This window comes from Thiogranum sp. (genome assembly GCF_058323355.1).
This window is the reverse complement of the sequence record NZ_JBTTIO010000044.1, coordinates 16,571-30,821: the sequence shown is the minus strand read 5'-3', so window position 1 is coordinate 30,821 and position 14,251 is coordinate 16,571. Positions and strand designations below refer to the sequence as shown.

Here is a 14,251-nt window from a genome sequence, read left to right as displayed (position 1 = left end):
GTTTCTCGGTGCCGGCGTGTTCCAGCACAGTCGTGAGAGCACAGCACTGGCCGAACTGGAAGGCGCCGGCCGTGATCGCCCGCGCATCTTCCTCGGCTTTGCCCTGGCGGCACTGGCACTGGCCGGCATTCCCCCCCTGAGCGGTTTCTTTTCCAAGGACGCCATCATCGCCGCATCACTGGCATCGCCCAACGCAACAGTACTGGCATCGTTTGCGCTGGGTGGCACCCTGCTGACCGGCGCCTACATGGCGCGGGCACTGCGCATCCTGTGGCACGGCAAGGGTCGGAACAAACAACTCGAAGGGCTGGGCTGGATGGGCACTGGAGTGGCCGTACTGGTTACACTGGCTGTCGTGCTCGGCGTGGCCTTCCCGGGCATAGAAACATTGCTGAGTGCATCACTACCCGAAAACACCCTCGCCCAGGTACTCGGACCGGGCTTCGCGCTAACCGGCCTGACGCTGGGCTGGTTTATTCCCGCCCGCCATCTGCTCGGGCCACTGTTGCCCTGGACCCGGCAGGGCTTTGCCATTGCCGGCGGCTTCGATACCTGGATGGTACGGCCCGCGCTCGCCATCGCCCGACGCTGCGAGCAACTGGAACGCGGTCTTTACAACGGTGTGCTGGCCGTAGGCCGGCTTGGCCTCGACATTGGCCGTGCCGCGCGTTACAGCGACGAACGCGGCATCGATGGCCTGATCTTTTCCCTGGTGCGCGCCACCGTCGAACTCGGCAACCGCGCACGCACCCTGCAGAGCGGCCTGATCCATCGTGAAATGGCAATCACTGTCGTGGGTACGGCACTGATTTTTGTGGCCCTGCTGATCGGTCTAACGGTTTACTGACAAGGAGACACCCGAGTGCTTCCCATTGTGTCCATCACGCTGTTCCTTCCGCTCCTCGGGGCGCTGCTCGTCATGTCCCTGCGCCGGGCACCGGCGCCCGCCGTGCATGCAGTCGGCATCGTCACCAGCGCACTGACCCTGCTGGGCGCCATCGGGATGTGGGCGCGTGGCGTCAACGAAACCGGCTTTGCCCAGCTTGAACAGATCGACTGGATGCCCGCCATTGGCGCTGCCTACCGCGTCGGTGTGGATGGTATCAGTCTGCCACTGGTATTACTGACCGCCGTATTGTTCTTCCTCACCTTTATCTATTCTGCAAAGGTGCGTGAACGGCCACACGCCTATGTGGTACTGATGCTGCTGCTGGAAACAGCTGCCATCGGCACCTTTACCGCACTGGACGCGATTCTGTTCTACGTGTTCTTCGAAGTCTCACTGGTGTCCATGTACTTCATGATCGCCGGCTGGGGACACGAGGACCGCCAGCGCGCCGCACTGATGTTTTTCATCTATACCCTGCTGGGCAGCCTGCCGCTGCTGCTCGCCATCCTGGGACTGTATCTCGGCAGTGACCCGCACACCTTCGATATGCGCGTATGGATCGACAACCCGCCATTGAGCGGCACCGCAGCCATGCTGGCGCTGGTGGCGATGCTGTTCACCTTCGCAGTCAAGATACCGGTGTTCCCGTTCCATACCTGGCTACCGGCCGCACATGTGCAGGCACCCGCCGCCGGCAGTGTCATTCTCGCCGGCGTCATGCTGAAGTTCGGCACCTACGGACTGGTACGTTTTGCCCTGCACATGACACCCGACGCGTTCCGCGAGGCCGGTATCGTCATTCTGACCTTCGGCGTCATCGCTGCTATCTATGGTGCCTTCGCCGCACTGGCGCAGAGTGACCTCAAGCGCCTGGTTGCCTATACCTCGGTCAACCATATGGGCTATATCGTGGTCGGCGTCGCCATTGCGGCGCTGGCACTGGACCCTTCCGTACGCGCCACGGCGCTGGACGGTTCGGTACTGCAAATGATCAGTCACGGTCTGGTCACCGGCGCACTGTTCTTCCTGGTCGGCATGATCCAGGACCGCGCCCACACGCGCGAGATGGACCAGTTCGGCGGCCTGCTCAAGATCGTGCCGGTGCTCGGCTGGTCGTTCGTGCTGGCTGCCTTCGCGTCACTCGGCCTGCCGGGGCTGGCGCACTTCCCGGCCGAGTTCCAGATCTTCCTGGCGACACTCCGGGTCGAGCCGGTAGCGGTAATCGTCATCCTTGGCATTGTCATCACCGCCGGGCTGTACCTGCAGGCCATCAGCAAGGTCTTCCTGGGTGAACCGCGTGAACAGTGGGCCGGCATGAAAGACCTGAACACACGCGAGGTGCTGACGATGGCCCCGCTGTTGATACTGATCATTGTGGTGGGTATCGCCCCGGCCTGGGTACTGGACGTCATTCACACAACCACCGTGGCATTGCAGTTCTGATGGCAGATGATCTGGCCCTGCTGATCCCCGAGATCATTATCCTGCTGACCGTCGTGTTCGCACTGGTGGCGGAAATGCTGCGTCTGCCGCGTGTCGCACTTGCTGTTACCGTAACAGGTTTACTGCTCGCGACCGCCTGGACCCTGCCGATGATCAATGCCGACACCAGCATATTTGGCGGCACTTACCGCATCGACACCCTGGCCATCTGGGCCAAGCTCATTCTGTTGCCGGCAACGGCTCTGTCCATCCTGCTGGCACGCGCCGAACTCGGCGGCAGCGACCGGGAAGGGACAGTCTATGTGCTGGTAACACTGGTCACGCTGGGCGCACTGGTACTGGCCGCCGCAGGCGATACCATGCTGCTGGTGCTGGGCATATTGCTGTCCGGCCTGGGTTCTTTTGCGCTGGTGGCCTACCCGCGCGACGATACCGCCACCGAAGCCGCCATGAAATTTTTTGTATTTGCCTCGGTTACCGGCGCCATTATGATCTTCGGGCTCAGCTACTGGTTCGGCGGCACAGGGTCGACGTTACTCAGCGAGTTGTCCGGTCTCGAGACAAAACCGGTCATTGCCGCGGCCGGCCTGATCGCTGTGATCGTGGGACTGGGTTACAAGGCTTCGCTGGTGCCCTTTCACTTCTGGGCGCCGGATGCCTACGAAGGTGCGCCCGTGTCGATTGCCGCCTACATGTCGGTGGTTCCGAAGATCGGCGCCATCTTCGCACTGGCACAGGTCGTCCGCGACCTGCCGGCAAGTTCAGGCTGGACACTGGTCGTTGCAGCGGTCGCCGTGCTGACCATGACCTATGGCTATCTTGCCGCACTGGTGCAAACTAATGTCGTGAGACTGCTGGCCTATTCGTCCGTTGCGCAGGCCGGTTATTTTCTGCTCGGTATCGTTGCCGTGGGCAGCAGCACGCTTGCGTTCGAATCACTCATTGTTTTTGCTGCCGCCTACGCCGCCATGAACCTTGGCGCTTTTGCCATCGTCATGCTGACCGGTCGAACGCTCGACACCTTTACCGGTATCGGTCGTACGCAGATCGCTACAGGCGTAGCGATGGTCGTGTTCCTGCTGTCACTGGCCGGCATCCCGCCGCTGGCCGGCTTTGTCGGCAAGTTCCTGTTGTTTGGCGCGTCGATTGATGCCGGTTTCACCTGGCTGGCCGTTATCGCCATCATCAACAGCGTGTTATCGCTGGCGGTATACCTGCGCGTTGTAATACCGATGTATCAGCAGCGTGATGACAGCACACAACACACCCCACTGTCTTCCCATGTATCGACACCACTGGTCACGTTCACCTGGATCATCGCATTCATCTTTACGCTGGGCATCGGGCTGGCAGCGCAGGGACTGCTCGGTCCATTGGTCTGAGCAGCCATGAACGAACTACCGTTCATTTCTGAAGCCGATCAGGTCGCAGACCAGGCGCCTGGCAACCCGGTATCCCTGCCTGTACGCTGGATCATCGACAACCACATTTCACACTGACGCAAAGTGTTTTCCTCTACCATGCCATAAACCGTGATCGTTCAGACAGTGGCATGACAGCCTGTCGGACTATGTATAGCTTCCGGGGTTAGCCTCAAACTTTCCAAGACAGGAGTCACTACAGAAATAATAGGTCTGGCCCGCATACTCCGCGTGGTGGGCAGAGTCTTTCGATACATCCATACCGCACACCGGGTCTTTTACAGTATCCGGCTTTACATACAACGATGGATCTGCCTGGAACTTGCTGTGACAACTCTCGGAACAAAAATACCAGGTTGCCCCCTGCCAGGTTTCCTGTGCTGCTGCTGAATCTTCAGAGATATTCATACCACATACCGGATCTTTAGCCATGATCAGTCTCCTTTTCGATTGGTTTCCGGTTAAAACACTGGCACTCTTTCGAATACCATTCTGCTGAATTATGCCCCTGAGAACATAGCGTATGTATAGCACCTGTGTGTTGCACACAGGTCAAGGGGCTTGATTTAAATCAATACCCCGCCAGATAGCAACCATTAAACAACGCATATATAAATTGCAACGCTATACTTGGACTTGACTATAGACAACACAGTTCAGGATTACCAACTCCAGGAAAAATGAAACGTTTAATGCCTGGCTACTGTCTGAAATAACAAGACGTGTACGTTTTTTCCAAAAAGGAGGCTTGTACGAGTGAGCACCTCATTCTGGATACTTTCTACAGTTGCTGTGGTCTGGACACTTGCTTATGTCCGGGCTTCACTGACTGTGACCACACTGGTTGTGGCTGCGTTCCTCGCACTCTGTTTTGCCATCTCCCCACATTCACTCCTGACGATTATTTTTATTTCGCTGGCTTTTGTCCTTGTCGCAGCCATTCTGAACCTTCCCGTGCTGAGACAACGCTGGATAAGTGCGCCGGTGCTTCGTATCTTCAGGAAAATCATGCCCAGTGTTTCCCGGACCGAGCGAGAGGCGCTGGAAGCCGGCAGTGTCTGGTGGGATGGAGAATTATTCAGTGGCAAGCCGCGCTGGAAAAAGTTGCTTGGCCTTGCACCACCCGCACTTTCTGAACGGGAACAGGCATTTCTTGATGGCCCTGTAGAAGAATTGTGCCAGATGCTGGATGACTGGAAAATCACTCACGACATCCTTGATCTGCCTGAAGAGGTCTGGCGATTTCTGAAAGAAAAACGCTTTTTCAGCATGATCATTCCTGAACAATATGGTGGCCTGGGTTTTTCCACACTGGCGCATTCGGCCGTGGTGGTAAAAATTGCCAGCCGGAGCGTCAGTGCCGCCAGTACCGTCATGGTTCCCAACTCGCTCGGTCCCGCAGAATTGTTGCTCCACTACGGAACCGAGGAACAAAAGAACTACTACCTGCCACGCCTTGCCAGCGGTGAAGAAATTCCATGCTTCGCACTCACGGCACCTGATGCAGGCAGTGATGCGGCAGCGATGCCTGACCGGGGAATTGTCTGCAAGGGTGACTTCAAGGGCGAGAAAGATGTTCTCGGCATCAGACTGAACTGGGAGAAACGCTACACCACACTGGCCCCGGTAGCCACGGTACTCGGCCTGGCGTTCAAGCTGAACGACCCCGAGCATCTCCTCGGCGAACAGGAAGATCTCGGCATTACCCTGGCACTGATCCCGACCGATACACCCGGCATCAGTATCGGTCGCCGGCATATCCCGTTAAACATGATGTTTCAGAACGGCCCGCACTGGGGCAAGGATGTTTTTATCCCCATCGACTGGATTATCGGCGGCCCCGAGTACGCGGGACACGGTTGGCGTATGCTGATGGAAAGACTCGCGGTTGGTCGTTCTGTATCCCTGCCCGCACTGAGTACAGCGGCGGCGAAAACATGTTCTCGCTTCACCGGCGCGTATGCACGTGTCCGTACCCAGTTCCAGTTACCCATCGGGCGCTTTGAAGGCGTGGACGAAGCACTTGCCCGCATCTCCGGCTACACCTACATGCTGGATGCCGCAAGGACTGTCACAGCCGTGGCTGTCGATAACGGTGAACAACCCTCCGTTGTATCAGCCATTATTAAATATCATTCCACCGAGACGATGAGAAAAGTCATCAACGATGCCATGGATATACTGGCTGGCGCAGGCATATCCCTGGGACCGCGCAATATCGTGGGGCGGGTATACCAGGGTGTTCCCATCGGTATTACCGTGGAAGGCGCTAACATTCTCACGCGCAGTCTTATTATCTTCGGTCAGGGCGCCGTGCGCAGCCACCCCTGGGTCTACAAGGAAATGCAGGCGGTATCAGACACTGACGCCCGGCGCTCGCTCAACAACTTTGACAAGGCCCTGTTCGGCCATATCGGCATGGTCATCAGCAACCTTGCCCGGACCCTGTTTATGGGACTGACGGGAGGACGTTTTGCACACCGACCGGTCTCGGGTGAGGCAGGAAGGTACTATCAACATCTGGGAAGGATGTCCTCCGCTTTTGCCCTGTGCGCGGACCTGACCATGTTGACGCTGGGGGGGGCGCTCAAACGGAAGGAAAAACTCTCGGGCCGCCTGGCCGACATACTCAGCCATTTATACCTGGCTTCGTGCGTACTGAAACACTATGAGGACCAGGGACGCCTCGAAGCCGATACACCATTGATGCAATGGACCTGCGAGCAGTCCCTGTATGAAATACAACACGCCTTTGATCTGCTGTTCCAGAACTTCCCCAACCGGCCACTGGCCTGGTTGATGCGTTTAGTGGTTTTCCCCGGCGGCCAGGCCTTCAGACCACCGGGCGACAGACTGGGCCACAAGGTTGCAACCCTTATTCTGGAACCTTCAGCCGCACGTGACCGCCTGACCGAGGGTATTTACCAGCCCGACAGCCTGCAGGAACCCCTCGGTCGTGTCGAAGATGCCCTGTTGAAAGTCATCGCGGCCGAACCGGCACGAAAGCGTATTCACAGCGCGATCAAGACAAAACAATTGCCGGCAGACAGCCCGGATGAAGAAGTCATTGAACAGGCGGTCAGGGAAAATATCATTAACAGTGAAGAGGCCGAACTTGTTCGCCAGGCGGTCGCGGCACGTGAGGATGTGATCAGGGTTGATGACTTCCCGCCAGACCTGGGTTCGGAGTAATCACGCCTGGTGAATACGTGGATGCCGGGCTGTGCGCAACTGAAACGTGCTAATGACTGTGAGGGTGCGACCCGGGTTTTACCTCAAGGTTTTCTATTTCTGTTTCCTCGAGATAATGAACGAATGCCCGACTCAGGCGCCCGGCCAATCCCTGTCCAAGCGTTGCGCCCGATTGTGCAATCGCCTCTTCAATCTGCGCCTCAGTGGCTTCCAGCAGGTCATAGGTAATATCGACAATATCATCTTCCACTTCGACACGCTTGATACCCATCATCGACCGGACCCGTTCGATCAGCCGTGCCCTGTCATCGCCTGACAGGGGTTCCGACAACTTCAGGCGCCGCCGCTTGAGCACTTCCAGGCCCTGCTGTTTTGGCGCTTTGTGTGCGACCGAGCCTATATACAGGTTGGGGTTGCTCAGAAACCGTTGCCTGCATTGTTCAGAACAGAACGCAAAGTGCATGCCGAGATGGGTGACGGGAAGCTGGTCAGGATCCACCATCATATCGCATACCGGATCTCGAACTTTCCTCTCATCGGTATCCATATTACCCTCCACTGTTATCTATACCATAGCAGGCGTGCAGTCGCTGTGAGGCGCGCACTACCCAAGTGTATACTGACGGTGTCATGCCGGTCGGCACCGGGACCTGCATCCGCGAAGAACAGACAGGAAACGTGTCCGAAATCATACAGTCCCTCATGACAGCGGCAAATAACTATGAGCCCATACTTGTAGAGTATGGGCTGCTGCTCATCTTTGCCGTTATCACCATTGAAGGTTTCGGAATTCCGGCACCGGGCCAGAGTCTGCTGATTGCCGGTGCATTACTGAGCAGCCGCGGTCAATTCGATATCAGCCTGTTATTCGAGGCTGCCGCACCCTTTACCTGGATTGTTACCGGACTCTCGATCCTTGCGCTATGCCTCTATCTGATCCGGAGACACAACCACCGGAAATCCGCCTCCTGATACCCTTTTTACCGGACGGGGTGACGTACACCATACCCCGGTAAAGATCGTCCCGGCGCAGCGGTACCGGCACCGGCTTGCCAACATGACCAACCAGCACCTGGTAGACATTGATACTGCCCTGTTCAAAGTAATAAGCTGAACCGGCCATATACAGGCGCCACAGCCGGTAGACCTTGTCACCCGCTGCGCGGATGGCCTGATCCTTATGCGCCTCGAGCGACTTTACCCAACGCCGCAGCGTCAAAGCATAATGACGTCGCAGACTCTCCACGTCGAGCAGCTCGAAGCCCGCCTTTTCCATGGCATCATTCACGTCGCTGATACGCGCCAGCTCACCGTCAGGGAATACATAGCGGTTGATGAAACGCCTGATCGGCGTCCGTCCCCAGCCACTGTCATTGGTAATACCGTGGTTGAGAAACAGTCCGCCGTGTTTAAGCACGCGTTTTACCGTGCTGAAATAGGTATCGAAATTTTTCAGCCCGATGTGTTCAAACATGCCAACACTGACCACACGATCATACTGCGCCTCGTCGGGGAGATCCCGGTAGTCGCGCAATTCCACCGTCACCCGGTCCTCAAGCCCTTCGGCACGAATACGTTGCTGTGCGTAGCGGTACTGTTCTTCACTGAGCGTGATACCGTGCGCCTTTACGCCATAGTGGCGGGCTGCCCACAGCACCAGCGCTCCCCAGCCACAACCAATATCCAGCAGTTTCTGTCCCGGCTGCAGACGCAGCTTGCGACAAATGTAGTCAAGCTTGTCTTGCTGCGCAGTGGCCAGTGACTGGCGGCCATCCTGGAAATAGGCGCAGGAGTAAACCATTTCCGGGTCCAGCCACAGACGGTAGAAATCATTACTGACATCATAGTGGTGTGCGATGCTGCGCTTCGAATTATGTCTGGCTGAGTGACCGGCGCGGACTTCACGCGAACTGTCGTGCAATCGGGCCGATGGCAGCCGCCAAGCGTACCATAAAGCATCAAGACGCTGTTTCAATGACCAGCTGGCGCCCAGCAGAAAATCCGTTACGCTGAACAGCGACTCCATATCACCCTCGATATCAATGGCGCCGGACAGGTAATCTTCCGCCAGGCGAACCAGGTCCTGGTGAAGCATCAGGTCGCGCAGTGGCCGGGGATGATTGAAGACCACCGTACAAGGGGCATCCGGCCTTCCAATGACGGTCTCCCCATTCCAGAGGCGCGCAGCGACCGGCCCGGTATAATCTTTCATCAACCCCTGCAATACCCGCTTGCCTGCCTTCGCATCTTTTTCTGTGCACACCGGGCAACTGGCAGGCATCACGACAGGCATTTCAGGAACCAGGGTGGGTTTCAGGCTGTTAATGTTTGTATCCATGATCGTCTCCTTTAGATAGCTGCTTATCCTGCACACAAAGTGTAGAACCCTGGTGCAACGCACAGGTCAAGGGGTTTTCCCTACGATTCTGAATTTAATTTCGGGGCCATCCGGTGACGGGAAATATAGGCGGAAAACCGGCAGTCGCTATGCTTGATATGCGCCAGAAACCAGGTCTTGAGCTCACTGACCATTTTTGAATCAACTTGAACTTTCCCGGCTCCGGCCCTCCTGTTGATGACCTGTTTCAATTCAGCCAGCAACATAACGTGCTCCCGTCGATGGGCAGTGAAATCCGGATAGTCAGCTTCCCGCATGACGCGTTCTTCATATTCGAAGTGCTCCCGGGTTTTCCGGTACAGGTGATCAATCAATCCGGGTAGCTCCCCGATTGTTTTTTTATTACAGCAGGCAGCCGACACCTTGCGTATACAGGCAGCGAGTTCAATATGCTGGACGTCGAGAGCTTCTATCCCGGTCAACCATCCCTCACATCCTGCAAAAATGTCTTCCATGAAAAAACCCCTTATGTCACTGACTGAAACTGCACAACACACCACTCGGCCCGGATCCTGCCAGGCAAGTGGCCCAGGGTCTGCTTCCAGCCCCGGCAACCACCATACCCTTCGAATCCGGGCCGTCTGCTGCCTCCTCTCAGCTAACTGACACTTCTATGCGTGCCCGTGTCCATGCCCCTGTCCCGTCGTTGGCACCGACTTCTTGAGGGTGACGCCAAGTGCCGCGCCCCCGATCAGGATGCCCACGACGACCTGGTTCAACATCGGGCCTGTCAGGGTCGCGAAGCCCAGTGCAAACGGTGCGACGATCAACCAGAGTCCAAGGACCAGGTTGGTATATTCCTCCCACATCTGCGGGCGGGCAAGCGCGGCGAGTGAAAATATCGCTACCGCCGTACCCGTCAGGTAGGAGTTGATTGCGGCCACATCGTTCACCGCGCCGATGCCAAAGAACGGCGCCAGCACAAGCCACACACCTAACAGTACATTTGTCCAGTCTTGCCATCGTTGCTCTTTCATCACACACCTCCTTTGCTCCGTTGCGGCGCTATCCATTGCTGATAACACTCTGGAACACAGTATTGTTATAGCACCTGTGAGCAAGGCACAACGCCATCAGCGCGCTGGTCGCTGTTCAATGCAGACTGTGGTTGACCTGTACTCGGGTGACAGGTGCTATATGTCATTCATAGGCTAAACTTGATACAAGACTTCATAACATAAGACAGAGACACAACTATGGGAAAATACAATAAAGTTCTGGCCACGGTGGATTTCAATGAACACAGTGATGCGGTTATTCAAAGTGCTGTAATGCAGGCTGAATGCAGCGGAGCAGCCCTGACGGTGTTACACGTTGTCGATTTTGTACGACCGATCGATGACGACTACATCATCCCCCCAACCGACCAGCTTGAAGAAGCCCTGCTGAACTCGGCCAGTAATCGACTGGACGATACACTGAGCCGCCTCGGCGCAAAGGCTGCAAAACCAATGACCGTACTCGGCCCTCCAAAACAGGAAATCCTCCGGATAGCAAAGCAGGAAAAAGCTGATCTGATCGTAATCGGAGCACACGGACACCATGGCATCCTCGGCCTGCTCGGCTCCACCACTGACCGGATACTGCACCAGGCTGACTGCCACGTACTGACCGTCAGGTAGCCGGTTTCTCCCTGTCCAGGAGCATCAGCAGCGGCGGCAACAGCAGGAAGTCCATCACCAGGGCGATGCTGATGGCGGCGGCTGTCAGGATGCCCATATCCACGTTGAGCTTGAAGCTGGAAAAAGACAGCACCAGAAATCCGGCAACCAGTGTCAGCGTGGTGACCCACAGCGCCTTGCCCACATGGGTATAACTGAAGCGGATCGCATCCTGAATACCGAGACCATACTCGCGACGGGCGCGGTTGTACTTACTGAGGATGTGTACCGTGTCATCGACAATAAGCCCCATACTGGTCGCCGTAATCATTGACGCAATAATACCGATATCGTGTACGAAAGCGGCCCACACACCGAAGGTGATCAACACCGGGACGATATTGGGAATCAGGCTGATCAGGCCCAGTCGCAGGCTGCGCAGGGCAAAGATCAGCAACAGGGAGATCAGCAGAAAGGCCAGCGCGGTACCGCTCATCATGCCGATGATATTGCGTACCGCAAGGTGAACGAACATAACAATCGTACCGGTGGCTTTTGCCTGCATGACAGGCGGCATGTTTTCTTCCAGCCAGGCTTCGCTGCGGTCGATTACGTCAATGATCTGTTTCTGCGGTATGGTGTCAAGGGTAACGGTCAGCCGCGTTGCCGACTTGTCCAGGCTTATCTGGCTGTTGAGATCGAGGCCATACGGCAGGGACATTTCATAGAGCAGCAGATATTGTGCGGCCAGGTCACGCTGGTCCGGCAGGCGGTACCAGTCCGGATCATCGCCATGCATGGAGCGGTTCAGGCGCTTCATCACGTCGGTAAAACTGGTCACGTGGGTAACCTCCGGCTGGCTGCGCAGCCAGACCGCAAACGCCTCGAGTCGCTTGAGGTAGTCAGGTTCGGCGATGCCGCCGGCTTCACCACTGTCGATGGAAAATTCCAGCACGTAAGGGCCGGTCAGGTTTTCTGTGGCAAAGTCGGTATCGGCACGAAACGGGATGCTGCGGTCAAACCACTGGATAAACCGGTCATCCAGCTCAAGGTGCGGGATAAAGGCAATCGATACCAGCGTTACTGTCAGCATACTTAACAACAGGGGTTTACGACGCTTGATCACAAAGTCACAGAAGCGTTCCATACCCGGTTGCTGACGTCCACTTTGCACCCTTGACGACAACGGGAGGATCGCCATCAGTGCGGGCAGTACCGTCATTGAAAAAAACCAGGCCGAGACGACACCGATGGCCGTTATATTGCCAAGATCGTGGAATGGCGGCGAATCCGAGAAGTTCAGGCTGAGAAAACCAATGGCGGTGGTAAGGCTGGTCAGGAATACCGGCTCGGCATCAAGTCGCAGACTTTCCACCAGCGCATCGTGCTTCGACCGACCGGCGCGCATTTCCTGAAACATCGTCAACAGGATGTGCACACTGTCGGCAATGCCGAGGGTTAAAATAATAATCGGCGCCAGCGCGGTCGATGCATTCATCCTGATGCCCATCCAGGACATCAACCCTATCGCCGTAACAACTGACAGGCTTACCACGACCAGGGTTGCAATCGTGCCGGAGACCGAACGCAAAAATATCAGCAGGAGCGCAATCATGACAGCGTACATCACCGGCACCAGCGTAAAGGAATCAGACTCGCTGACCTTGATCTCGGCGTCACTGAACACTGCAATACCCGTCAGCGCCACCCTCAGATCGGGGTGTGCCGCGCGCAAATCCGCTACCAGTTTTTCAGCGTAGGCAACGGCCTCCGGCAGGTGCCGGGTATGGTCCTCTCCCGGGAACTGTAATGTCACAGACACGCCCGTGGTGCTTGCATCGTAGGCGATCAGGCGCCCTGCCAGTGCCGGTTCCTTGAGTGCAATGGTTTTGATTTCGGCGAGACGCGTATCTGTCAACGACAGCGGCTGCTCGACCAGGTCAGCGACAGTCAGGTCGTCACCCTCGGCCGCGGTATGCTGGAAATTGGTAATGGAATCGACACGAATACTGTAGGGAATCTGCCAGGCTGCCTCCGTTAACTGTCTGACGATCTCCAGGGTCTGGCGTCTGAATACATTCCTGTCTGCGGGCTGAAGAACGAAAAGAATGTTTTCAGACTTTGTATAGGTCCCTTCAAATGCCTGGAAGGCGGCCAATTCAGGATTATCAGACCCGAAGTAGACCTTGTAATCTGCACTGAACTGGAAATTACGTAACCCGAGTGCTGCGGCAGCCACCGCCAGCAGGCACAGCACCAGCACCAGCCAGCGCCAGCGAATAATCCAGCGCGCATACCCCGTGATCCTGTCATGACCCACAGGTGACACCCTTGTTCTCCAGACAGATATCGTTCAGCGCCCAGTCGTGCCTGAAATACTCGATGCGAACCGGGTGGCTTTCCAGCCACTGTGCGGTATCCCTGTCCAGGTAAGGCAGAATAAACCCGATTGCACCGCCGTACCCGGCCGTAAACAACGGCGTTTCCTTTTTAAAAATCATACTCAGGGTCAGAACGCCCGATTGCCGATCAAGTCGCAACCCCTTTTGCGGATTACGCAGGAATCGGCGTACCAGATCATCCAGTTGCACATCCAGGTTCCGTGCAGTAAAGGGTTCACGTCCCTGGTCAGGGCAGCTGATCGCTGCGCAACTGACGGCAAAAACAATACGCGCATCACCAAATTGTTTTAGCAGCACCTCCTTTTCAATTTCACCCAGCGTGTAACGTCGGCCGCCGACTTCTATGATTTTCTTGCTCCAGGGATATTTAATCAGGCTTATTTTCAGGCTGCGAATGGAATCCACCGGGTAGTGTTGTAACACCAGGTGCATGGCAGAGAAGTTATACACATTGATCCAGAAGGCCTTGGCGGCATCACCCTTTTGAACAGTTTCCGGGTCGATCGTCCTGAGCGTATCGAGAATACGGCTGACCAGTGAATCAGGCTGAGCGGCATCTGCCGCCATCTGACGATAATCAAACACTGTTGTCTCTATACCGTGAATCACGGTGGCTGGATGCCAGTAACTTGCCAGCAACGTCCCGTACAAGGTCGTGAAATTATCGCGCTGCTGCGCAGCATACAACGCTGTCAGCCCGGGCATAAACCAGCTTGACAGGCAAACCAGGAACAGGAAAACGGACTTTGATATAAATTTTATCTTCATCCCGGCTCCAGTAAATTCTTCTATGATTGATCTGATTCCTGTCCGGGATCAGTTACCTCAAAAACCACAACCCGGTAAAAGCCGTTGAAAAGATCGCCAGATCCTGAAGGGTGACCTCATCCGCGGGAAAGCAAAGA

General features: G+C 56.2%; 12 protein-coding genes. 5 read left to right on the top strand and 7 right to left on the bottom strand.

The features are described 5' to 3' along the window. The 3 genes from ACW81B_RS06515 to ACW81B_RS06505 all read left to right on the top strand — a co-directional run. Window positions 1-847 (top strand): proton-conducting transporter transmembrane domain-containing protein (locus ACW81B_RS06515; protein ID WP_491579407.1); only part of this gene is annotated, 847 nt, incomplete at its 5' end. A gap of 15 nt (window positions 848-862) precedes the next feature. Continuing rightward, entirely contained in the window at window positions 863-2,332 is a 1,470-nt protein-coding gene (locus ACW81B_RS06510) for a complex I subunit 4 family protein (RefSeq protein WP_491579406.1), read from the top strand. Then, complete coding sequence (locus ACW81B_RS06505; RefSeq protein ID WP_491579405.1) at window positions 2,332-3,714, top strand: NADH-quinone oxidoreductase subunit N; 1,383 nt, start codon at window positions 2,332-2,334, stop codon at window positions 3,712-3,714. The genes ACW81B_RS06510 and ACW81B_RS06505 overlap by 1 nt, the downstream gene beginning before the upstream one ends. Before the next feature lie 186 nt (window positions 3,715-3,900). On the opposite strand, the gene ACW81B_RS06500 is transcribed toward ACW81B_RS06505, so the two are convergent. Next, on the bottom strand, window positions 3,901-4,185 hold the full coding sequence (locus ACW81B_RS06500) for a YHS domain-containing protein (RefSeq protein WP_491579404.1): 285 nt from the start codon (window positions 4,183-4,185) through the stop codon (window positions 3,901-3,903). Window positions 4,186-4,509: 324 nt separating this feature from the next. On the opposite strand from ACW81B_RS06500, the gene ACW81B_RS06495 reads away from it, so the two are divergent. Then, window positions 4,510-6,945, top strand: a complete 2,436-nt coding sequence (locus ACW81B_RS06495; RefSeq protein ID WP_491579403.1) for an acyl-CoA dehydrogenase — start codon at window positions 4,510-4,512, stop codon at window positions 6,943-6,945. A 49-nt stretch (window positions 6,946-6,994) separates the two neighbouring features. Here ACW81B_RS06495 and ACW81B_RS06490 read toward each other — a convergent pair whose 3' ends face one another. The 4 genes from ACW81B_RS06490 to ACW81B_RS06475 all read right to left on the bottom strand — a co-directional run bounded on the left by ACW81B_RS06490 (window position 6,995) and on the right by ACW81B_RS06475 (window position 10,320). Next, window positions 6,995-7,492 (bottom strand): YHS domain-containing protein, encoded by a 498-nt coding sequence (locus tag ACW81B_RS06490; RefSeq protein WP_491579402.1) that lies wholly within the window; start codon window positions 7,490-7,492, stop codon window positions 6,995-6,997. A 351-nt stretch (window positions 7,493-7,843) separates the two neighbouring features. Further along, window positions 7,844-9,283, bottom strand: a complete 1,440-nt coding sequence (locus tag ACW81B_RS06485) for a class I SAM-dependent methyltransferase (protein ID WP_491579401.1) — start codon at window positions 9,281-9,283, stop codon at window positions 7,844-7,846. A gap of 80 nt (window positions 9,284-9,363) precedes the next feature. After that, window positions 9,364-9,897 (bottom strand): bacteriohemerythrin, encoded by a 534-nt coding sequence (locus tag ACW81B_RS06480; protein ID WP_491579400.1) that lies wholly within the window; start codon window positions 9,895-9,897, stop codon window positions 9,364-9,366. Window positions 9,898-9,954: 57 nt separating this feature from the next. Next, window positions 9,955-10,320 (bottom strand): SPW repeat protein, encoded by a 366-nt coding sequence (locus tag ACW81B_RS06475; protein WP_491579399.1) that lies wholly within the window; start codon window positions 10,318-10,320, stop codon window positions 9,955-9,957. 219 nt (window positions 10,321-10,539) lie between these two features. On the opposite strand from ACW81B_RS06475, the gene ACW81B_RS06470 reads away from it, so the two are divergent. Then, window positions 10,540-10,965: a universal stress protein gene (locus tag ACW81B_RS06470; protein ID WP_491579398.1), complete on the top strand. Its 426-nt coding sequence runs from the start codon at window positions 10,540-10,542 to the stop codon at window positions 10,963-10,965. Here the strand turns inward: ACW81B_RS06470 and ACW81B_RS06465 are convergent. Next, the gene (locus ACW81B_RS06465) at window positions 10,958-13,264 is read right to left on the bottom strand and encodes an efflux RND transporter permease subunit (protein ID WP_491579397.1); all 2,307 of its coding nucleotides are present in this window, start codon (window positions 13,262-13,264) and stop codon (window positions 10,958-10,960) included. The genes ACW81B_RS06470 and ACW81B_RS06465 overlap by 8 nt on opposite strands. Continuing rightward, window positions 13,254-14,114, bottom strand: a complete 861-nt coding sequence (locus ACW81B_RS06460; RefSeq protein WP_491579396.1) for a DUF547 domain-containing protein — start codon at window positions 14,112-14,114, stop codon at window positions 13,254-13,256. Before ACW81B_RS06460 ends, ACW81B_RS06465 begins: the two co-directional genes overlap by 11 nt. Window positions 14,115-14,251 lie beyond the last annotated feature (137 nt).